General features: G+C 71.2%; 20 protein-coding genes. 11 read left to right on the forward strand and 9 right to left on the reverse strand.

What is annotated here, in order from left to right:
- Positions 1-293: 293 nt before the first annotated feature.
- The 6 genes from OG798_RS26140 (at position 294) to OG798_RS26165 (ending at position 6,086) form a co-directional block, all read left to right on the forward strand.
- The gene (locus OG798_RS26140) at positions 294-1,514 is read left to right on the forward strand and encodes a S1C family serine protease (RefSeq protein WP_328757749.1); all 1,221 of its coding nucleotides are present in this window, start codon (positions 294-296) and stop codon (positions 1,512-1,514) included.
- A 34-nt stretch (positions 1,515-1,548) separates the two neighbouring features.
- Complete coding sequence (locus OG798_RS26145) at positions 1,549-1,776, forward strand: hypothetical protein (RefSeq protein WP_095853896.1); 228 nt, start codon at positions 1,549-1,551, stop codon at positions 1,774-1,776.
- A 337-nt stretch (positions 1,777-2,113) separates the two neighbouring features.
- Entirely contained in the window at positions 2,114-2,845 is a 732-nt protein-coding gene (locus OG798_RS26150) for a response regulator transcription factor (RefSeq protein ID WP_067371493.1), read from the forward strand.
- Positions 2,845-4,335 carry a sensor histidine kinase gene (locus tag OG798_RS26155; RefSeq protein ID WP_438948391.1) on the forward strand — a complete coding sequence of 497 codons (1,491 nt, stop codon included), beginning with the start codon at positions 2,845-2,847 and terminating at the stop codon, positions 4,333-4,335. The genes OG798_RS26150 and OG798_RS26155 overlap by 1 nt, the downstream gene beginning before the upstream one ends.
- A 93-nt stretch (positions 4,336-4,428) precedes the next feature.
- Positions 4,429-4,962 (forward strand): hypothetical protein, encoded by a 534-nt coding sequence (locus tag OG798_RS56595; RefSeq protein WP_443053843.1) that lies wholly within the window; start codon positions 4,429-4,431, stop codon positions 4,960-4,962.
- Positions 4,963-5,381: 419 nt separating this feature from the next.
- Positions 5,382-6,086: a response regulator transcription factor gene (locus tag OG798_RS26165; RefSeq protein ID WP_099942133.1), complete on the forward strand. Its 705-nt coding sequence runs from the start codon at positions 5,382-5,384 to the stop codon at positions 6,084-6,086.
- On the opposite strand, the gene OG798_RS26170 is transcribed toward OG798_RS26165, so the two are convergent.
- The 4 genes from OG798_RS26170 to OG798_RS26185 form a co-directional block, all read right to left on the reverse strand.
- The gene (locus OG798_RS26170; RefSeq protein ID WP_328757750.1) at positions 6,062-7,816 is read right to left on the reverse strand and encodes an ABC transporter ATP-binding protein; all 1,755 of its coding nucleotides are present in this window, start codon (positions 7,814-7,816) and stop codon (positions 6,062-6,064) included. The genes OG798_RS26165 and OG798_RS26170 overlap by 25 nt on opposite strands.
- 92 nt (positions 7,817-7,908) lie before the next feature.
- Positions 7,909-8,049 (reverse strand): hypothetical protein, encoded by a 141-nt coding sequence (locus OG798_RS26175; RefSeq protein WP_168493071.1) that lies wholly within the window; start codon positions 8,047-8,049, stop codon positions 7,909-7,911.
- A 92-nt stretch (positions 8,050-8,141) separates the two neighbouring features.
- A complete protein-coding gene (locus OG798_RS26180) occupies positions 8,142-8,279 on the reverse strand; it encodes a hypothetical protein (protein ID WP_179436522.1) in 138 nt (45 codons plus the stop codon).
- Positions 8,280-8,524: 245 nt separating this feature from the next.
- Positions 8,525-10,324 (reverse strand): bifunctional metallophosphatase/5'-nucleotidase, encoded by a 1,800-nt coding sequence (locus OG798_RS26185; RefSeq protein ID WP_121415712.1) that lies wholly within the window; start codon positions 10,322-10,324, stop codon positions 8,525-8,527.
- Positions 10,325-10,521: 197 nt separating this feature from the next.
- Between OG798_RS26185 and mshD the strand changes: the two genes are divergently transcribed.
- Positions 10,522-11,448, forward strand: coding sequence for a mycothiol synthase (gene mshD / locus OG798_RS26190; protein ID WP_095853890.1), 927 nt, complete (start codon positions 10,522-10,524; stop codon positions 11,446-11,448).
- Between the two features lie 115 nt (positions 11,449-11,563).
- Here mshD and OG798_RS26195 read toward each other — a convergent pair whose 3' ends face one another.
- From OG798_RS26195 to OG798_RS26215, 5 genes are all read right to left on the reverse strand, one after another.
- Positions 11,564-12,265 carry an ABC transporter gene (locus OG798_RS26195; protein ID WP_267062232.1) on the reverse strand — a complete coding sequence of 234 codons (702 nt, stop codon included), beginning with the start codon at positions 12,263-12,265 and terminating at the stop codon, positions 11,564-11,566.
- 158 nt (positions 12,266-12,423) lie between these two features.
- Positions 12,424-13,998: an ABC transporter permease gene (locus OG798_RS26200; protein ID WP_121415711.1), complete on the reverse strand. Its 1,575-nt coding sequence runs from the start codon at positions 13,996-13,998 to the stop codon at positions 12,424-12,426.
- Complete coding sequence (locus OG798_RS26205; protein ID WP_121415710.1) at positions 13,995-14,855, reverse strand: ABC transporter ATP-binding protein; 861 nt, start codon at positions 14,853-14,855, stop codon at positions 13,995-13,997. Before OG798_RS26205 ends, OG798_RS26200 begins: the two co-directional genes overlap by 4 nt.
- Positions 14,852-15,886: a zf-HC2 domain-containing protein gene (locus OG798_RS26210; RefSeq protein ID WP_257016709.1), complete on the reverse strand. Its 1,035-nt coding sequence runs from the start codon at positions 15,884-15,886 to the stop codon at positions 14,852-14,854. Before OG798_RS26210 ends, OG798_RS26205 begins: the two co-directional genes overlap by 4 nt.
- Entirely contained in the window at positions 15,883-16,425 is a 543-nt protein-coding gene (locus OG798_RS26215; protein WP_328757751.1) for an RNA polymerase sigma factor, read from the reverse strand. Before OG798_RS26215 ends, OG798_RS26210 begins: the two co-directional genes overlap by 4 nt.
- A 189-nt stretch (positions 16,426-16,614) precedes the next feature.
- Between OG798_RS26215 and OG798_RS26220 the strand changes: the two genes are divergently transcribed.
- The 4 genes from OG798_RS26220 to OG798_RS26235 are packed head-to-tail and all read left to right on the forward strand — an operon-like array spanning position 16,615 to position 19,872.
- On the forward strand, positions 16,615-17,001 hold the full coding sequence (locus tag OG798_RS26220; protein ID WP_097225471.1) for a GntR family transcriptional regulator: 387 nt from the start codon (positions 16,615-16,617) through the stop codon (positions 16,999-17,001).
- On the forward strand, positions 16,998-17,903 hold the full coding sequence (locus tag OG798_RS26225) for an ABC transporter ATP-binding protein (protein ID WP_121415709.1): 906 nt from the start codon (positions 16,998-17,000) through the stop codon (positions 17,901-17,903). The genes OG798_RS26220 and OG798_RS26225 overlap by 4 nt, the downstream gene beginning before the upstream one ends.
- The gene (locus OG798_RS26230) at positions 17,900-18,931 is read left to right on the forward strand and encodes an ABC transporter permease (protein WP_097225469.1); all 1,032 of its coding nucleotides are present in this window, start codon (positions 17,900-17,902) and stop codon (positions 18,929-18,931) included. Before OG798_RS26225 ends, OG798_RS26230 begins: the two co-directional genes overlap by 4 nt.
- A complete protein-coding gene (locus tag OG798_RS26235) occupies positions 18,928-19,872 on the forward strand; it encodes a hypothetical protein (protein WP_328757753.1) in 945 nt (314 codons plus the stop codon). Before OG798_RS26230 ends, OG798_RS26235 begins: the two co-directional genes overlap by 4 nt.
- Positions 19,873-19,965 lie beyond the last annotated feature (93 nt).

The raw sequence follows: 19,965 nt of genomic DNA on the forward strand, positions 1-19,965 counted from the left end.
GATCGATGACAGCGGTCACGGCCATGGCCGACAACCGCCTGCATCGATTCAGGCACACCGCGGAGCCCCCCTCCGGCGCGGAGATCGTAGGCCTCATCCGCCCCAGAACACATGTACTACACAGCAGACAGACAAGTATTCGTCCGTCGCCTTCCGTGACATCACCCCCACGCAACCCGCTGTTTCCCCGATTTCAGCGGGCTCGGGCGCCTTTATATCGGGCATACGAGGTTCTGTCGGGCTTCTCAGCGGCCACTCAGGGAGCTCTCATGATCGGGGGACAAGCTTTTTCCATGACCGAGAGCTTCCGCCGCAGCGGCGAGTACCCCCAGGGCGACGACCACCAGGCGACCGACCCCATGCGGGCGGCGTACCCCCAGCAGCAGCCCGTCTCTTCCTCTCCCGTGAACCCCGAGTGGCCTCCGCCGCCGGCGTACGAGCCGGTCGCTCCGGTCGCCGTCGACCCGGGTACCACCGTGTGGCCGGGCTCCGGTCAGGGTGGCGACGGCGGTGCGGGCGGTTACGGCGCAGGCGGCGCCTACGCCGGTTACCCCGAGCCGGACGCCGTCTCCTCCACCGCGGTGCTCCAGGCGCAGCCGGTCCCGGCCGCCCCGGCCCCCGCGCCGAAGAAGCGTGCGAAGGGCACGATCGGCCTGCTCGCCGCCGTGGCGATAGTCGCGGCCGCCATCGGAGGCGGCACCGCGTACGGCATACAGGAGCTGACCGGCAAGGACACCGCGTCGAGCAGCACCAGCACCACCGTGGTACCCGCCGCCAAGAAGGGCACCGTCGCCGGTGTCGCCCAGGCGGTCAGCCCGAGTATCGTCGAGGTCAGCGCGACCTCGAACGCGGGTTCGTCCACCGGCTCGGGTGTGATCATCTCGTCCAGCGGCGAGATCGTCACCAACAACCACGTCATCTCGGGCGCCTCCGAGATCAAGGTGCAGCTGAGCAGCGGCAAGTCGTACACCGCGAAGGTGGTCGGCACCGACAGCAAGAAGGACCTCGCGCTCATCAAGTTCGAGAACGCGCCCTCCGGCCTGAAGGTCGCCACGCTCGGCAACTCCGACGGCGTCCAGGTCGGCGACGATGTCGTCGCGATCGGCTCCCCCGAAGGACTGACCGGCACCGTCACCAGCGGCATCGTCTCGGCACTCAACCGTGACGTCACCGTCTCCACGGACGAGAGCCAGGGCCAGCAACAGCAGCAGGGCGGCGGCAGCGGCCAGTGGCCGTTCTCCTTCGGCGGCCGGCAGTTCAACGGCGACACCGGTTCCTCGACGACCACGTACAAGGCCATCCAGACCGACGCGTCCTTGAACCCCGGCAACTCCGGCGGCGCCCTCATCGACATGAACGGCAACATCGTCGGCATCAACTCCGCGATGTACTCGGCCGCCGACTCCTCGTCCAGCTCGTCGAGCGCGGGCAGCGTCGGCCTCGGTTTCGCCATCCCGATCAACACCGTCAAGTCGGACCTCGCCAGCCTGCGGGTCGGCGGTTCCGACAGCTGAGTCCTTCTCGGCCAAGTCCTTCCCGGAGGTTGAAATGATCACTCGCGTCTCCCACAGCATCGAAGGCACCGACCCCGCCGGTCTCGACCTGGCCCTCTCCGTCGCCCGTGAACTGCACCGGCCGGTGCCCCGGGCTCCGGAGGTGACCGTCCCGCAGCCGCAGATGATGGGCCTGCACCTCTCCGCCGATCACCCGCACCGCCGCAAGGTCCCGCTGAGCCGCCTGAGCCGCCTGAGCCAGCTGAGCACGCTGGGGGTCTGAGCCGACGAGCGCGCTGCGTTGGCTGAGCGGGTCGAGGAGGCCGAGCGGGCCGAGGAGACCGAGGCGGCTGAGCGGGCCGAGGGGCGGCTGAGCAGGCCGAGCAGGCCGAGCAGGCCGCAAGCCCGACCCGACGCACCGCCCCTGGCCGAACCCGGCCAATCCCAGCGGTTCCCGACCGATCTCCGCCGATCCCCTGCGATCACCACCGATCACCACTGATCTCCGCTGATCCCGACCGATCCCCGCCGATCTCCGCTGATCCTTTCTGCCCCGGCCGGAACGTGCGAGGCTGAAAGCGTCCGGCCCGGTCCCACCGCACCCCTAGGAACCCACGCCCATGAGCCCCGCCGAAGGCGACCGTGAAACCCAGCGCATCCTGATCGTCGACGACGAGCCGGCCGTGCGCGAAGCACTTCAGCGCAGCCTCGCCTTCGAGGGATACGACACCCAGGTCGCGGTCGACGGAGCGGACGCGCTGGAGAAGGCGACCGCGTACCAGCCCGACCTGGTCGTCCTGGACATCCAGATGCCCCGGATGGACGGCCTGACGGCCGCCCGCCGGATGCGCGGGGCGGGCACGACGACCCCCATCCTCATGCTGACGGCCCGCGACACCGTGGGCGACCGCGTGACCGGCCTCGACGCGGGCGCGGACGACTACCTGGTCAAGCCGTTCGAGCTGGACGAGCTGTTCGCCCGGGTCCGGGCACTGCTGCGACGCAGTTCCTACGCGGCCGCGACGGTCGGCAGCCCGGACGACGACGCGCTGACCTTCGGCGACCTGCGGATGGACCTCGCGACGCGCGAGGTCACGCGCGGGGGCCGGGCGGTCGAACTGACCCGCACCGAGTTCACCTTGCTGGAGATGTTCCTGGCCCACCCGCGCCAGGTCCTCACCCGCGAGCAGATCCTCAAGGCGGTCTGGGGCTTCGACTTCGAGCCCTCCTCCAACTCCCTCGACGTCTACGTCATGTACCTGCGCCGCAAGACCGAGGCGGGCGGCGAGCCGCGCCTCGTGCACACGGTCCGGGGCGTGGGGTACGTCCTGCGGTCGGGCGGCGCCGAGTGATGAGGATCCTGCGCCGGTTCAAATCCCTGCCGATCCGCTCCCGGCTGGCCATGCTGGTCGCGGCGGCGGTGGCGTTCGGGGTGGCAGCGGTCTCGGTGACCTGCTGGTTCATAGTGCGGGGCAAGTTGTACGACGAGATCGACAACACCCTCAAAGCACAGAAGGGACCCATTGCCTACGGATCGTTCCAGCGCGCCATAAAGAACTGCGGCAAGGACCCGAAGAGCGGCAGCGACGGCCCCCGCGGGCGGTCCGAGTACTACTCCCAGGTGGTCCAGGCAGACGGAACCGCCTGTACGTTCGACGGCTCCGCAGGCACGGTGAAGGTCACCGAGAGCGACAAGGACGAGGCCAAGAACCCGAGCTGGGACGTCACCAGAATCCGCACCGGAACCGACAGCGAGGGCAACGACGTCCAGGTGATCACCATGCCACTCGTCGTCGCCGGCGAGGTTCCGGGCAGCGGCCCGGTCCTGGTCCAGGACGCATCCTTCCTCGTGGCCATCCCCCTGAAGAGCACCCAGGCCACCCTCAACGACCTCGCCCTCGTCCTCCTCCTCGTCTCGGGCATCGGAGTCGTCGGCGCCGGAGCCGCCGGCCTGGCGGTCGCCCGCGCGGGCCTGCGCCCGGTCGACAAGCTCACCGAGGCCGTGGAGCACGTGGCGCGCACGGAGGACCTCTCCATCCGTATCCCCGTCGAGGACGACAGCGAGGACGAGGTCGCCCGTCTCTCCCGCTCCTTCAACTCGATGACGTCCGCCCTCGCCAACTCCCGCGAGCTGCAACAGCAGCTGATCGCCGACGCGGGCCACGAGCTGCGTACGCCGCTCACGTCGCTGCGTACGAACATAGAACTCCTCACCCGCAGCGAGGAGACGGGCCGCCCGATCCCCCCGGCGGACCGCAAGGCGCTGCTGTCGTCGGTGAAGGCGCAGATGACGGAGCTGGCGGCGCTGATCGGCGACCTGCAGACGCTGTCGCGTTCGGACGCGGACCAGTCGGGCGACCGCATCCAGGTGGTCGACCTCCAGGAAACGGTCGAGGCGGCCCTCCATCGCGCCCGCCTGCGCGGCCCCGAGCTGACGATCACTGCGGACCTCCAGCCCTGGTTCGTACGGGCGGAGCCGTCCGCGCTGGAGCGGGCGATCGTGAACATCCTCGACAACGCCGTGAAGTTCAGCCCCGAGGGCGAGGCCATCGACGTCATCCTCAAGGCCGGCGAACTGACCGTCCGCGACCACGGCCCCGGCATCCCCTCCGAGGAACTCCCGCACGTCTTCGACCGCTTCTGGCGCTCCCCGTCCGCCCGCGCACTGCCGGGCTCGGGCCTGGGCCTGTCGATCGTGGCCAGGACCGTGCAGCAGTCCGGCGGCGAGGTGTCCCTGCAACCGGCACAGGGCGGCGGAACGGTGGCGACGCTACGACTGCCGGGCGCGCCCACACCGCCCCCCCGAGGCTCCATAGAACCACCGCCTCCACAGGCTCCGTAGACCCGCCGACAGCGCCGGGCACCGCGCGCCCCCGTCCCTCACCGGACGGGGGCGCGTTCGTGTTGCCGCACCGCGGCAACCTTTCCTTCCCCGGTGGCGACTGTCGTCGGTGTGCCGCTGGCCCTGACCGCCGCCGGAGCGATGGCGTACGGCACGGTGTTCGGACTCTTCGGCGACGACGCCCAGCCGAAGGCGTCGGCCGCGACGAACACCCCGGCCTGGGCCACCGAGTCCGCCGACGGTTTCGCCTCCGTCCACGCCATGGGGCAGAACGGGACCTACGGCGGGCGCGACGGCAAGACCGTCACCGTGAGAACCCTCGCCGACCTGGAGAAGTACGCGACCGCGGCCGACCCGTACGTCATCGTCGTCGCCTCGGCGATCACGATGGACCCGGTCGGCAAGGAGATCAAGGTCGCCAGCGACAAGACGCTCATCGGCTCCGGTACCGCCGGGCAGATCGTCGGCGGCGGCTTCTTCCTCGGTCAGGGCGTGCACAACGTCGTCTTCGGCCGCGCCACCGCCGTGATCAACAAGTCGGTCATCAACCTGAAGAAGCTCTGGGACGGCTCGTCCGCCGGTTTCGTCACCGCGCCCAGCACGCAGGCGAACCGCAGGGCTTCCTGATCACCCACTCCACGGTGACCGGCGATGTCGCCGCGGGCTCCTTCTCCCTCGGCCGCAACTGGCACGCGGGCGGAGACGCCACCCTCAGGCCGCAGACGACCGTCCGCGACTCCACGCTCAGCGCCGCGATCCGGTCGAACCCGTGGTCCGACATGGGCGGCTTCTCCTGGAAGAACGACCGCTTCGCCGAGTACAGGAACACCGGCGCCGGCGCGGGCGCCGCGAGCGGTGAGCGACCGCAGCTGACGGACGCGCAGGCCGCGGGCCAGTCGATCGCCGGCTGGCTCGGCGACTGGACACCCACCGCCTCCTGGGGAAGGCCGGGTCCTCCCGGCCGGGGAGGCTGGGCGCGGACACCGCCCAGCCTCCCCACACCCCTCTCCAAGCCCTCCCACAGCGCCCCGTTACACGTTGGGGGGATGGCGCGGAAGATTCTGCTGGCCGATGACGACGAGGCCGTACGTGAGGGGCTCGACCGGCTGCTCAGGTTCGAGGGGTACGAGACCGTCCTCACCGGGGACGGCCGCGAGGCCCTCGAACTGGTGGCCGGGGTGGACGAGCGGCCCGACCTGGTGCTGATGGACGTCACCATGCCCGGCCTCGACGGGCTGGCCGCGACGCGCCGGATCAGAGCCTCCGGGTCCACCGTCCCCATCCTCATGATCACCGGCCGGGACGCGGTCGGCGACCGTATCGTCGCCCTCGACAACGGCGCCGACGACTACCTCATGAAGCCCTTCGCCGCCGAGGAACTCCTCGCCCGGGTCAGGGCCTTGCTGCGCCGCAGCCCGCAGCCGAAACAGTGCGCTCCCCGTCTCGACGACCGGCTCGCCTTCGCGGACCTCGCCATGGACCGGCCCACCCGCACCGTCACCCGCTCCGACCGCCCGCTCGACCTGACCAGGACCGAGTACGCCCTGCTGGAGTATCTGCTCCGGCATCCCGCCAAGGTCCTCAGCCGCGCCCAGATCCTCAAGGAGGTCTGGGGTTTCGACTTCGAGCCGACGTCGAACACGCTGGACGTGTACGTGATGTACCTGCGCCGGAAACTGGAGAGCCGCGGCGAACCGCGGCTCATCCAGACCGTGCGGGGGCTCGGCTACACGCTCCGCGCCGCCAAGTAGTCGATTTCAGGCGTCGCGAGCCGGGCGTACGCCCCGCCCCACGCCATCAGCTCGTCGTGCGTGCCCGCCTCCACCAGCCGGCCGCCGTCCACCACCAGGATCCGGTCGGCGTCGGGGGCGAGGCTCAGATCGTGCGTGATCATGATGGTCGTACGGCCCGCCATCAGCCGCCGCAGCGGCTGCACCACCCGGCGTGCGGCGATCGAGTCGAGCCCGGCGGTCGGCTCGTCGAGGACCAGGACGGGCGCGGCGCGCAGCATCGCGCGGGCGATCGCGATCCGCTGGAGCTGCCCGCCGGACAGGGTGGCCGTGCCGGGCGCGATCTCGGTGTCGTATCCGTCGGGCAGCGCGCTGATGAAGTCGTGCGCGACCGCGTCCGTCGCCGCCCGCTCGATGTCCGCCTGGGACGCGCCCGGCCTGCCGCACTCGATGTTCTCGCGGATCGTGCCGTGCAGGATCAGCGTCTCCTGGGGCAGCAGCGCCACGTTCTCGCGCAGGAACTCCAGGGACATGTCGGGCAGCGGGACGCCGTCCAGGCAGACCACGCCGGCCGTGGGGTCGTAGAAGCGGGTGAGGAGTTTGGAGAGCGTCGACTTTCCGGCGCCGCTCGGGCCGGTGACGATGACGAGTTCGCCGGGTCTCGCGGTGAAGGTCACATCGTGCAGGGACTCGCGGTCGGCGCCGGGGTAGCGGAACGACGTGCCGTGGAAGCTGACCCAGCCGTGCACGGGCCACTCCCGGACGGGCTCGGCGGGTTCGGTGACGGCGGGTTCGGTGTCCAGGATCTCCTGGATGCGTTCCGCGCCGGCGGTGGCGGCGGTGAGGGTGAGACCGAGCTGCCCCAGATTGCGGATCGGCGGGTACAGGTACCCGAGGAACGCGGCGAAGGCGAGCAACTGGCCCAGCGACATGCGCCCCTTGGAGATCTCCCAGGCACCGAGGCCGATCACCGCGAGCACGCACAGCGTCTCGACGACCTCGACGAACTGCTCGTACATCTCGCTCGCCCGTGCCCCGCGCACCGACGCCCGCATCCAGGCGCGCGCCTCGCGGTCGAGCCGCTTCTCCTCGGCGCGGTGGCGGTTGTAGGCCTGGGTGAGGACCACGTTGCCGAGGGACTCCTCGACGACCGAGGTGATCGCGCCGTCGGCGGCCCGCTCCTCCCGGGAGGCGGTCTTGATGCGGCCGGCGAACCGGCGGGCGGCGACGAGGAAGAGGGGGGCGAGGAGGAAGGTGACGAGGGCGAGGTCCCAGCGCAGCCAGAGCGCGGCGGTGGCGTAGAAGACGGCGGAGAAGGCGGCGGAGACCGTCCCGACGACGCCCGACACGACCATCTGCTCGATGGCCTCGACGTCACCGGTGAGCCGTTCGACCAGGTCGCCCTGGCGGTGCTTCTGGAAGAAGTCGGGCGGCAGGTCCTGGACGTGCCGGAAGACACTCGCGCGCAGGCGCAGGACGAATCTCTCCGCGGTCCACACGGCGAGCGAGTTGCCGAGGTAGCCGACGATCGCGCCGATCACGGCGACGCCCAGCCAGGCTCCGGCCGGCTCCCAGAACGCGGAGAGCGAACCGGCCTTCAGGGCGTGGTCCGTGAGCTGGGCGAAGAGCAGGATCGAGGCCGTCTCGGCGAGCGCGGCCACGACCACGCAGCCGATGATCAGCAGTAGCCATTTACGGTCGCCGCGCGTCAGCGGCCAGAAGCGTGCGAATGCCTCCCGTACTTCCCGCATATCAAATCAACTTCCCTTTCCGGTCCGGAACATGGCCGAGGCGGGGCCACCGGAAACCACTAATTCCCGGGGACCCCGCCTCGCGCGGGCTGCTACTGGCCCTGACGGCTGACCGGGCGCTTCTTCGGAGCGACGGCCTTCTTCGCCACCGGGGCCGGCTCGGCGGGCCGGCGCTTCGCGACCGGGGCCGCCTTGTGGTGCTTCTTGACGGGGGCGATCTTGTGGAAGCTCATGGGTTTCCCTCTCGTGGCTTTGACTGATCCGCTGGTCGCGGGTGGTGAACCGCTGGGTGCGGGTGGATCTGTTGATCGGAGGTGGATCTTGCTTACTTGTTGCCGACAGGGCGGCGCCCGGGCTTCTGCGCCACCGGGGCCGGCTTGGCGGGCCGGCGCTTCGCGGGCTTCTTCGGGGCCGGGGCCGGCTTGTGGTGCTTCTTGACCGGGGCGATCTTGTGGAAGCTCATGGGTGTCTCCTTGTTCCCTGCGGGTGAATTCCCTTTGTCGTTTGCGCTGTTCGCTTTCGACATGGAAAACACTACGGGACCCCGGACCCTGAAATCGCCAATTCGACTGAGACCTCAATGAATTACGGCTGAAACAAATTTTCAGATGGACCGTGGAACCAATCCACTACTCACACAGAATTTAGGTCGAAAAAAAGCGGGGCCGGTACGCATCCGCGTACCGGCCCCGCCTGTTCCGTAAGGGACTACCGCACGACCGTGATCCGGTCCGCCGTCGGCACCGGGTACGGCGCCGTGGCCGAGGAGTTGGCCGTCAGGTAGGACTCGAAGGCCGCCAGGTCGTCGCCGCCGACCCGGACGTCTGCGCCCTTGCCGAGCTCGGCGAAGCCGTCGCCGCCGCCCGCGAGGAAGGAGTTCATCGCGACGCGGTAGGTGGCGGCGGGGTCGATCGCCGCGCCGTTGAGCTTGATCGAGTCGGCGACCACCCGTGCCGCGCCCGTCTTCGTCAGGTCCAGCGTGTAGGTCAGGCCCTTGGAGATCTGCAGGATCTTCGGCGCGGCCTCGTTGGCCCCGCTGACCTGCTGCTGGAGTGCCGTGATCACCTGAGCGCCGGTGAGGTTCACCAGGTTCACGGTGTTGGCGAACGGCTGGACCGTGTACGCCTCCCCGTACGTCACCACCCCGTCGCCCTCACTGCCGCTCGCCGCGTAGGTGAGCCCGGCGCGGATGCCGCCCGGGTTCATCACCGCGAGGTCGGCCTCGGGGTCGACGGACTTGGCATACGCGAGCTGCGCGTCGGCGATCATGTCGCCGAGCGGGGACTCGTTGCCGGCGTTGCCGATCTCGCCCGCGATGTAACCGATGGGACGCGAGGCGATCGGGGCGGAGAGCGTCTTCCACTTGCTGATCAGGGACGTCATGTCGGCGGCCTTCGCCACGTCACGGGTGACCACGTGGTTCGCCGACTTCACCGCCGTACGCGCGATGTCGCCGGTCCAGCGGTCGTACGTCAGCGTCGTGTCCGTGTAGAGGCGGCCGAAGGACGAGGCCGACGTCACCATGCGGGGCTTGCCCGACGGGTCCGGGATGGTGCACGCGTACGCCTGGTGGGTGTGGCCGGTGACCAGGGCGTCCACGGCCGGCGTGACGTTCTTCGCGATGTCGACGATCGGCCCGGAGATGCCGTCACCGGCGCCGGGGCTGTCGCAGTCGTAGTTGTACGCCGTCGACGCGGGCGCGCCGCCCTCGTGGATCAGCGCGACGATCGACTTCACGCCCTGGCGCTGGAGCACCTTGGCGTACTTGTTGATCGTCTCGACCTCGTCGCCGAACTTCAGTCCCTTGACGCCGTCGGCCGACACGATGTTCGGGGTGCCTTCCAGCGTCACGCCGATGAAGCCGACCTTGACGCCGTTCTTCTTCCACACCCAGTAGGGCTTGAGAATCGGCTTGCCGGTCTTCTCGTCGGTGACGTTCGCCGCAAGGTACGGGAAGTCGGCGCCCTGGAACTTCGCCTTCTTGTCGTAGCAGCCGTCCGTGGGGTGGCAGCCGCCGTTCTGCAGGCGGCCCAGCTCCTTGGCGCCCTCGTCGAACTCGTGGTTGCCGACGCTCGTCACATCCAGGTCGAGCTTGTTCAGCGCGTCGATCGTCGGCTCGTCGTGGAAAAGCCCGGAGATCAGCGGAGAGGCGCCGACCATGTCTCCGGCGGCGGCCGTGATGGAGTACTTGTTGCCCTTGCGGGCCTCGCGCAGATGCGTGGCGAGGTACTCGACACCGCCCGCGTCGATCGACTTCGTCGTGCCGTCCGCCTGGAGCTCCGTGACCCGGCCGGACGACCCGGCCGGCGGCTCCAGGTTGCCGTGCAGGTCGTTGAAGGACAGCAGCTGTACGTCCTGGTAGCGGCCGCTGCCGGGGTGGTGGTGCGGGGTCGACCTGTCCTGCCCTGCGCTCGCGGGCATCGCGGCGGCCAGGGCGCCGACGGTGGCCAGCCCAGCGGCGGCGGCGAGGATGCGATGGGTACGTCTGTGCCGGGGCGTCGGCAGCATGGGTTCCCCCCAGTGGGACGGCTGTGGTTTTACGCGCACTTTAGAATCAACGCGCGTAGCGCAACAGGGGGTTCGGGGTTACAGACTGGTTGCCATCGCCTCACCACCTGACGGAACCCCCTCCTCACCCCGCCACGAGCCACATCGACGCCGCGCAACTCCTTGTCCGCAAAACACCGCGCCGTACCCTCGTATCCATGACCAGCGACGACACCGCGCCCCACGCCCTCACTCGCTCCATCGAGACCCATACCGCGCTCTCCCCGGCCCAGGCCGAGGACGTGCTCCGGCTGCTCGCGGAGGCCGCCCGGGCCGACGGGCAGCAGGCGGTCTCCGAGCAGGGCCGGCTCCAGCTGAAGGGCGGCGCCCGCGAGGGTGTGCGCCATCTGCTGCTGACCCTCGGCGACGAGCTGATCGGGTACGCGCAGTTGGAGGACACCGACCCGGTGGAGGCCCCGGCCGCCGAACTGGTCGTGCACCCGACGTACCGCGGCCACGGCCACGGTCGGGCCCTGGGCTCGGCCCTGCTCGCCGAGTCCGGCAAGCGGCTGCGTGTGTGGGCGCACGGCGGTCACTCCGCCGCCCGGCATCTCGCCCAGGTCCTCGGCCTCACCCTCTTCCGCGAACTGCGCCAGCTGCGGCGGCCGTTGACCGACCTCGACCTGCCCGAACCGAAGCTCGCGGACGGCGTGAACGTCCGTACCTTCGTGCCCGGCCAGGACGACGCGGCCTGGCTCGCTCTGAACGCCGAGGCCTTCGCCCATCACCCTGAGCAGGGCTCCCTCACCCAGCGCGACCTGGACGACCGCAAGGCGGAGGTGTGGTTCGACCCGTCCGGGTTCTTCCTCGCCTTCCGCGGCGACGAACTCGTCGGCTTCCACTGGACGAAGGTCCACGCCGAGGAGGGCCTCGGTGAGGTGTACGTCCTCGGAGTCCGCCCGGGCGCCCAGGGCGGCGGTCTCGGCAAGGCCCTCACCACGATCGGGCTCCGCCACCTCGCCCGGCAGGGTCTGCCGACCGCCATGCTCTATGTCGACGCCGACAACAAGGCGGCCATGACCGTGTACGAGCGGCTCGGCTTCCGCACGCACGAGACGGACCTGATGTACCGCAGCGAGTCCTGACCACCGGTCCGGTGTCCTTGCCGGTCCGGTGTACGTCGGTCCGGTGCCTGTCGGTCCGCGGTGTCCTTACCGGTCCTGTCCGGTGTCCCTGCCCGTCCGTGCCCGCGTCTTCGTGTCACCGGTGAGCGAAGGCGGCGGGTCGCCACCTCCGTAGGGGTTCCGCGCAGGACCACGCCCCGGCCAGCGCCGCCGCGACCAGGACCACCGCCCATGTCTGGTGGGCGCCTTCCCAGCGCGGGGCGGACGGAGCGGGGAAGAGCGTCCACCGCTCGGGGAGCAACAGGTGTGCCAGCACCGCCGTGACCAGTAGTCCGACGCCCACCGCGCCTCCCGGCTCGGCCCGGTTGGTGAACCGCACCATGACCGCCGCGGCCGCCGGCGCGAGCAACGCCGTGGCGGCGGCTTCCAAGGTCACGGCGCCCACCGGCGGCCGGGCCTGCTCCGGTATGAGGAACAGCGCGGCCGTCCACCAGAGCACGGCCGACGGGGCGACGAGCGCCACTCGAAGTCCGACCCGCACCGGACGCCGGGTCGGCACCGCCGCGGTGATGTGCCGGGCCGGATCGTCCAGCAGGAAGGCCAGGCCCAGGGCGAAGGTGAGCGCGGCGGCCCGCAGGAGGTTGAGGCCGGCCCACGTGTCGAGCTGGAGGGAGAACAGCCGCGGGATCCCGGCGAACAGCAGCCCCAGTACGGCTCCGGTCACCAGCGCCCGCCGGGGGAGGGAGCTCCAGAGGGGACGGAGGAGGGCGCGGGCCACGGTGTACGGGCGCCCCCGGGACGGGATACCGCCCGCGGTCACCCCACTTCCCGCGGTCACCCCACTTCCCACCGTTCCTACGGCTCCCGCGGTTCCCGCCCTTCCGCCGCTTCCCGCCCTTCCAGCCCCGCCGCTTCCAGCCCTTCCGGCGCTCTCCGTACCCCCGGTGCCTCCGGCACGCTCCGCACTTCCGGCCGTACCTGTGTCGTCGCGCACGGTCACCCCTCGCATGTCTTGACGCTCAGCGCGCCCGGGCCGGTCGGCGCCGGCACTCCCAGCAGCTGAGCCACCTGGGCCGTCGTCGTCTTGGGGGACGTGAGCTCCGCCCAGTGGGCCTTCACCTTGGGGATGACGCTGTAGCGGGGCTTCCGCAGCAGCTCCTTGATCACCTCTGTCTGCGCGGCGTTCATGGAGAGCGAGTTCGTGGGTTCGAGAGCGACCCCTCCGCCGGTGATGGAGTCGTCGATGCGGACATGGCGCAGCATGGTCAGCGGGTGGGACTCCGAGCCCAGCGCCAGCCACATGATGATCACCGCGCGGGCGTCGCACACCTCGACGCTGGACGTCTCGTCCCCCGTCACCAGAACCGAGGCCACCCCCACGGCGAACTCCGGGATCCGGTTGCCGCCCCAGCGCGTGCCGACGGTCACGACCCCCGGCGCTGTGGCCGGCTCCAGCGCGGAGTCGCCCTCCAGGCCGGAGCGGGCGTCGACCCGCTGGCGCACCGTCAGCCGCTCGGCCGAGGCCGGGCCTCCCGCGAGGGACTGGACGCGCTGGACCACCTCGGCCCAGTCGGCGGTCTGGCCGGTCCACTCGGGGTAGGCGCAGTACGTCGACCTTTCGTGCGCGACGCAGGTCTGCACCTTCTCCGGGGTGGCGGACGCCTTCGCGCGGGCCGCGATCAGCGCGGCCGAGTCACCCGGGGCCTGCCCCGCGATGCCCTGGGCCATGGCGGCGAGGGCGAGGACCGTGATCGCCTTGATCCTGGGCGTACGACCGCCGTTGATCAGCAGTGCGAGGCACAGCAGCAGCACGATGAGCCCCACCAGATACAGCACGTGCCAGGCGGCCGGGCGGCCCAGCAGGTCGGAGGGGAACGGGTGGGCGCCTTCCTCGGTGACCACCGGTGCCAGCCACTGCACCCAGTGCGTGCCCTGGGTGCTCGCGGCCACGAGGGTCGTGAGGACGTACATGCCGATGACGAAGGGCGGGACGGCGAACGTGAAGGGGATCGACCGTGCGACCAGGACGCCGAGGGCCCCGGCGAGGAGTATCGACAGCGGGCCCACGACCAGTTCGGCGAGCGAGCCGTGGCCGACCGCGCCGGGCTTCAGGGCCGCCCAGGTGAACTCGAATCCTACGACCAGCGCGGTGAACACCGCGAACGGCACGGCCGACAGGGCGTGGGCCACCGAGCGCCGCCACGGCTCCATGACCAGCACGTCGAAGTGTCGGTCGGTGCCGTGCCTGCGGGAGCGGAGCACGGCGCGGTTGATGCTGACGAACAGCACGAGGGCGAGGAGCAGGGGGGCGGTCTGGGTGGACCGGTCGACATCGTGGAGGACCGGATAGTCGTCCATGCCCTCCCGGCCGTTGAACATTCCCCAGCCGGTGTAGGCGACGTACAGGAGGAGGAAGACGAGCACCGGGATCTGCATCAGCAGTTCGCGTGCCTCGAAGCGGGCGAGGGCGACGACGGCCCGCGTCCTGTTCTGGTGCGGGTCCTGGGCGGGCGGCTCCACCCCCGTGGGGGCCGCCTCCTCCACGACCGTGCGGGTCACCAGCTCGCTCATGCCGCCACCTCCGCCGGCTCGCCGTCGAGAGTGAGCAAGTAGCCGTCCTCCAGGGTCGGTTCGAGGAGGTCGGCGCCCTTGGGCGGGTCGCCGACATTGCGGAAGGAACCCGTGCCCGTACGCCAGCCGGCTCTCGCGCCGGGGTCGCGGGCCGTACTGCTCCACACCCGTCCCGCCGCCCGTGCGGTCAGCTCGGCCGGGGTGCCCTCGAAGCGGATGCTGCCGCGGACCATGACGATCACGCGGTGGCAGAGCATCGCGACGTCCTCGGTCTGGTGGGTGGAGAGCAGGACCGTGCGTCCCACGCCCGACTCGGCGATCATTTCCCTGAACCGCATGCGCTGTTCAGGGTCCAGGCCGACGGTCGGTTCGTCCAGGACGAGGAAGCCGGGGTCGCCGACCAGCGCGGCGGCCAGCCCGACCCGCTGGCGCATACCGCCCGACAGCCTCTTGATGCGCTTGCCCCGTATGTCGGACAGGTCGACGGCCTCCAGCACGCGCCGCACCTCCCGGTGCCGGGCGGAGCGGTCCGTCAGCTCCTTCAGGATCGCCACGTAGTCGACGAACTCGAAGGCCGAGAAGTCCGGGTGGAACGCCGGGGTCTGCGGCAGATAGCCCAGCGCGCGCCGCACGTCCAGGCGGCCGGAGGGTGTGCCGGGGTCGTGCCCGAGCACCGTGAAGGCTCCCCGGTCGGCGGGCACGGCGGTGGCGAGCACCCGCAACAGGGTGGTCTTCCCTGCGCCGTTGGGCCCGAGCAGCCCGGTCACGCCCTCGCTCAGGCGCAGGGTGACGTCGTCGAGGGCGACGGTCCCGCCGTACCGGAGAGTGAGCCCGGAGGCGGAGACGGTGGGGGTCATGCGGCGCTCCTGTCGGAGAAGTCGGTGTGGTCGGCGAAGAAGGCGTGCGAGGGGGAGAAGTCGAACCGGTCCCGCACGAGATAGAGCAGCCCGGCGGCCAGTACCGCGACCGCGCCGGCGACGCCCTGGCCGAGTGCCGTGAACGGCGCGAGGGTGCCGCCGTCGGCCTTCGCGTGGGCCACCATCAGCAGCGTGACCCACGCTCCGCCGACCAGGCAGGGCGGCAGGACCGGGCCCCAGCGGGCGGTCAGTGCGAGCCCCGTCCCGGTGAGGGCGAGGGCGGGCAGCAGCCAGGCCAGCGCGCGCAGCCCGTAGGCGGGGAGCGCGAGGGTCGCGAGGCCGTTCAGAACGAGGCCGGTGGTGAGCACGGCCACCGTGCGGATCATCAGCAGCCGGAATCCGTGGAGGGGTGACACCACGGCCATCTCGTACGTCGGGTCGAGCACCGGTCCGTAGGACAGCGCGACCCCGGCGAGCGGGAGCAGGGGGGCGAGGGCGAGGAACAGCGTGGGCGAGGCCGCCCGTCCGGCGTCGGTCGCCACCACGGCCATGAGGAGGACGAGGGCGACCGCGGCCAGCCAGGAGCGGCGCAGCACGGGCGTGGCCGCCAGCAGCCGTGCCGTGTGGTCGGCGACGCCGATCCGCACCAGCAACGACTCGAGCAGCCGTGGTCGTGGCGCGTCCAGCTCGGCGTCGAGCCGCTCCCATCCGGCGTCCAGGACGACCGGATCGCTCACGGTGGCGAGCGCCTCCCGGCAGGGCGCGCACGCCACGAGGTGGGTGTCGACGGACCAGAGCCGGGGCGGCGCCAACTCGCCCCGCGCATAGGCCCGAAGGTCCTCGGCGTCCGCGTGCCACCGTCCGTCCGGGGAACCGTCGGCGCCGGACGCGGTCCGATCGGCGTCACCCGCAGCCGCACCGGACGCGCTCCGACCGGCGGCCGCGTCCTCGTCCAACCCGCTCATGTTCTCTCCACCTCCACCCATGTCCCGGCGGTCTCCGCCGATGGCCTCGTCGTCTCCGCCGCTCATGCCAGCTCCTCCCGCAGCTGCTTGCGCGCCCGCAGGGCCCGCGTCTTGACCGTGCCGGGTGGAATGCCGAGCAGGACGGCCGCTTCCCGGGTCGTGAGTCCGTCGATCACCGTGGCCTGGAGGACCGCGCGCAGCTCGGGCGAGAGCCGTATCAACGCGCCCGCGAGGTCGCCGTGCTCGACCCCGGCCAGGACGCGCTCCTCGGCGGAGGCCTCGTGCCGGTGGCGGAAGCGGGTCAGTGTCTGGCGCAACCGGCCGCGCGCGCCATCGCCGCGCAGCGTGTCGATCAGCCGCCGCGAGCCGATGCGCCACAGCCAGCCCGCCGCGTCACCCTCCTCCCGGTAACGCGCGGTGCCGCGCCAGATGGCGAGGAAGGTCTCCTGCACGACGTCGTCGACGACCCCGGCATCGGCGCACCGGCCGCGCAGCCGCGCGGTCAGCCACGGCGCATACCGCCGGTACAGCTCCTCGAAGGCGCGACGGTCCGTGTCCGCCGCGATGGCCCGCAGCAGCTCCCCGTCGCTTCTCGTTTCCCTCACATCCCCTCATCGGACGAGCCCCGCCGATCGGTTCACGCATCCGGCATCGAATTTTCCGGGCTCGCCTCCGCGGCTTCCCGGCGCACCTCCGCGGCTTCCCGGCTCGCCTCTGCGATGTTCGGACTTGACTCCGGACACCCCCTTGCACCACCCTTTCACTACTCAATTAGTGAAAGGGTGGTTGTCCGAGTGGTCGAGTACCGCATCGACCGGCGCAGCGGTGTCGCCACCTACGTCCAGATCGTCCAGCAGACCAAACAGGCCCTGCGCCTGGGCCTGCTGGAACCGGGCGACAAGCTCCCCACGGCCCGCGAGGTCGTGGAGGCCACGGCGATCAATCCGAACACCGTCCTGAAGGCCTACCGCGAGCTGGAGCGCGAGGGCCTGGTCGAGGCCAGACGCGGCCTCGGCACCTTCGTGAAGCGCTCGCTGGGCACCGCCTCCGCCGACTCGCCCCTGCGCGCCGAGCTCGACGACTGGGCGGCCAGGGCCCGCGAGGCCGGGCTCGATCAAGACGACGTGGCGGCGCTCTTCACCGCCGTACTGGAAAAGTTCAGCAAGGGAGACAAGGAATGAGCGACACCGCCATGGAGGCGACCGGCCTCGGCAAGCGGTTCGGGCGGCGCGGGGGCTGGGCACTGCACGAGTGCTCCTTCCGGCTCCCCGCGGGGCGCGTCTGCGCCGTCGTCGGACCCAACGGCGCGGGCAAGTCGACCCTGCTGGCCCACGCCGCCGGACTGCTCGCCCCCACCGAGGGCTCCCTGACCGTGCTCGGCAGCCACCCGGCCGCCGCCCGCGAACGCATCGCGTACGTCGCCCAGAACAAGCCGCTGTACCCGCAGCTCACGGTGGCCCAGACGCTGCGCCTGGGCCACGAGCTCAACCCCGCCCGCTGGGACGCCTCGGTCGCCGAGCGGATCACGTACGAGAGCGGCGGGCTGGACCCGAAGGCCAAGGTCCGTACGCTCTCCGGCGGTCAGCGCACCCGCGTGGCGCTCGCCCTCGCGCTCGGCAAGCGGCCCGAACTCCTGCTCCTGGACGAGCCGATGGCCGACCTCGACCCGCTCGCCCGCCACGAGCTGATGGGCACGCTGATGGCCGAGGCCGCCCAGTACGGCACGACGGTCGTGATGTCCTCGCACGTCGTCGCCGAGCTGGAGGGCTCCTGCGACTACCTGCTGCTGATAGGCGGCGGTCAGGTGCGACTGGCCGGCGACCTGGACGACCTGCTGGCCGCGCACACCCTGACCACCGGGCCGGTCCGTGACCTCGCTCCGCACACCGTGGTCGAATCGCGCACCACGGGGCGCCAGTTGACCGCCCTGATCCGCCCTCAGGGCCCGTTCTCCGGCGGACCCGACGCCCGCGCCACCACGCCCTCCCTGGAGGAACTGGTCCTCGCGCACCTGCGCAGCCCCGAGGCCCCCGCGCTGATCCTCGCCTCCGCCCGCACCGCCGCCCAGGAGTCCGCCGCATGACCACACTGACCGCCCCCGGCACCACGGCGGCGCCCACGCGCCGCCCGTCCGCCACCCGCGGCCTGGTGCGCACGGTGCTGCTGCTGCACCGCCCGGCGCTCTACCTCTGGGCCGGTCTGTTCATCGCGCTCGCGGCCCTGCTGCTGTGGCTGTACGGCCCGGCGACGGACGCGGCCGCCGCGGCGTGGCGGGAGTACGACCGCTGCACGAAGGCCACCTGCGCCTACGACCAGGACGCGATCCTCAGGTACAAGTCGTACTCCCAGTACGCCTCCCTCGCGCTGACCTTCCTGCCGTTCCTCGTCGCGGCCTGGGCGGGCGCCTCGCTGATCGGCCGCGAGATGGAGACCGGCACCGCGCAGCTCGCGTGGACCCAGTCGGTCTCCCCGGCCCGCTGGCTGGCGGTGAAACTGGCCGTGCCGGCCGCGCTCGTCACCGTCGGGACCAGCGTGCTGGTGGTACTGCACCGGCAGATGTGGGTGCGCGGCCAGGGCCGGATCGACAACACCAAGAGCTGGACCGACACCTTCGTCTTCCACGCCAACGGCCCGACCACCGTCGCCCTCGCCCTGTCCGGGCTTGCCGTCGGCGCGCTCGCCGGCATCACGCTGCGCGGCTCCCTGAGCGCACTCGTCATGTCGGTGGTGTGCACGGTCGGCGTCCGGGCGGCCCTCGGCCTCGCCCTGCCGTACCTGTGGCCGACCGTCCGGACGGTCACCAGCCTGACCCACGACCGCCCCACCAGCCTCGGGATCACCGTCCACGACGGTCTCCTCACCTCGACCGGGGCCCGGCTGCCCGACCCGCTGTGCGGCAGCAGCCACAACTCGGAGTGCGGCGCGATCTACCATCGGCTCGACGCCGTCAGCTTCTACACCGACTCCCACCCCCAGTCCCACTACTGGCCCCTCCAGCTCGTGGCGACCGGCCTGGTGCTCGCCCTCACCGCAGTCGTCCTGCTCGTCACCTTCCGCCTGCTCAAGCGCGGCACCGGCAGCGCCCCGCTCACGAAGGGAGCCGCCCTGTGAGCACCCCGGGTGCTGTCGGCGGCCTGCCGTGGACCGTCGTACGCGTGCACCGCACCGCGCTGATCGTCTGGGGCTCGTTCGTCGTCGCCGTCGTCGCATTCCTGGTGTGGGCGATGGGGGTCACGGCCGGCCCCGCCCGGGCGGAGGCCTTCCACTGTCTGCACTCCGACAGCTGCGACGTCACGGCCACGCTCGAGTACAGCGCGATCCTCCGATACACCGCCACCGTTCTCAGCCACTGCTTCTACGGCGTCGCCGCCTGGGCGGGCGCGGCACTGATCGCCCGTGAACTGGAGTCCGGCACCGCGGGGCTCGCCTGGACCCAGTCGGTGTCCCCCGCGCGCTGGCTGGCCGCCAAGCTCGCCATGCCCGCACTGCTGATCACGCTCAGCGGCACGGTGCTCGTGGCGGCGTACCGCTGGAGCTGGTCGAACAGGCCGGCCCGGGTCATCGGCGACTGGCCCGCCACCGCCGTCTTCGTCGCCCGCGGCCCGGCGATGGTGGCGTACGCCCTGTGCGCCCTGGTCGTGGGCGCACTCGCCGGTCTGGCGCTACGGCGCTCGCTGCCCGCTCTGAGCGTCTCGTTCGCCGTGATGCTGGTGCTCAGCCAGTGCCTGGACCGGTACCGCGCGGATTTGTGGCCCACGATCACCCGTACCGGCGCCGCAGCCTACGAGGTGTCCGGTCCCGTCTGGGATCTGGAGTCGGGGGTGTTCGTCCACGGGAAACGAGTCCCGGACCCCGGGTACGGGAACTGCCAGGGCACGGCCACGGAAGCCAAGCGGTGCCTGACCGAGCACGGTGTCACGGGCCAGTACTTCGTCTACCACCCCGACTCCCACTTCTGGCCCCTCCAGCTGGTGGAAACCGGCATCGTCCTCACCTTGACCGCCGCGGCCACCGCCGCCGCCTTCCGGCTGCTGCGCCGCCGCACCGCATAGCTCCCCCCGTGCCGGGGCCGCGTACGCCCCCCACGGGGGGTGGGGCGTACGCGGCTCCCTGGCATGTAGACGTCCGGGAGCCGCTCCCCGATA

It is taken from the genome of Streptomyces sp. NBC_00271 (genome assembly GCF_036178845.1).
Lineage (GTDB): Bacteria > Actinomycetota > Actinomycetes > Streptomycetales > Streptomycetaceae > Streptomyces.

Coding starts and splice junctions, on each gene's coding strand:
- OG798_RS26140 (WP_328757749.1), top strand. CDS start 294: ATGACCGAGAGCTTCCGCCGCAGCGGCGAGTACCCCCAGGGCGACGAC.
- OG798_RS26145 (WP_095853896.1), top strand. CDS start 1,549: ATGATCACTCGCGTCTCCCACAGCATCGAAGGCACCGACCCCGCCGGT.
- OG798_RS26150 (WP_067371493.1), top strand. CDS start 2,114: ATGAGCCCCGCCGAAGGCGACCGTGAAACCCAGCGCATCCTGATCGTC.
- OG798_RS26155 (WP_438948391.1), top strand. CDS start 2,845: ATGAGGATCCTGCGCCGGTTCAAATCCCTGCCGATCCGCTCCCGGCTG.
- OG798_RS26165 (WP_099942133.1), top strand. CDS start 5,382: ATGGCGCGGAAGATTCTGCTGGCCGATGACGACGAGGCCGTACGTGAG.
- OG798_RS26170 (WP_328757750.1), bottom strand. CDS start 7,816: ATGCGGGAAGTACGGGAGGCATTCGCACGCTTCTGGCCGCTGACGCGC.
- OG798_RS26175 (WP_168493071.1), bottom strand. CDS start 8,049: ATGAGCTTCCACAAGATCGCCCCCGTCAAGAAGCACCACAAGGCGGCC.
- OG798_RS26180 (WP_179436522.1), bottom strand. CDS start 8,279: ATGAGCTTCCACAAGATCGCCCCGGTCAAGAAGCACCACAAGCCGGCC.
- OG798_RS26185 (WP_121415712.1), bottom strand. CDS start 10,324: ATGCTGCCGACGCCCCGGCACAGACGTACCCATCGCATCCTCGCCGCC.
- mshD (WP_095853890.1), top strand. CDS start 10,522: ATGACCAGCGACGACACCGCGCCCCACGCCCTCACTCGCTCCATCGAG.
- OG798_RS26200 (WP_121415711.1), bottom strand. CDS start 13,998: ATGAGCGAGCTGGTGACCCGCACGGTCGTGGAGGAGGCGGCCCCCACG.
- OG798_RS26205 (WP_121415710.1), bottom strand. CDS start 14,855: ATGACCCCCACCGTCTCCGCCTCCGGGCTCACTCTCCGGTACGGCGGG.
- OG798_RS26210 (WP_257016709.1), bottom strand. CDS start 15,886: ATGAGCGGCGGAGACGACGAGGCCATCGGCGGAGACCGCCGGGACATG.
- OG798_RS26225 (WP_121415709.1), top strand. CDS start 16,998: ATGAGCGACACCGCCATGGAGGCGACCGGCCTCGGCAAGCGGTTCGGG.
- OG798_RS26230 (WP_097225469.1), top strand. CDS start 17,900: ATGACCACACTGACCGCCCCCGGCACCACGGCGGCGCCCACGCGCCGC.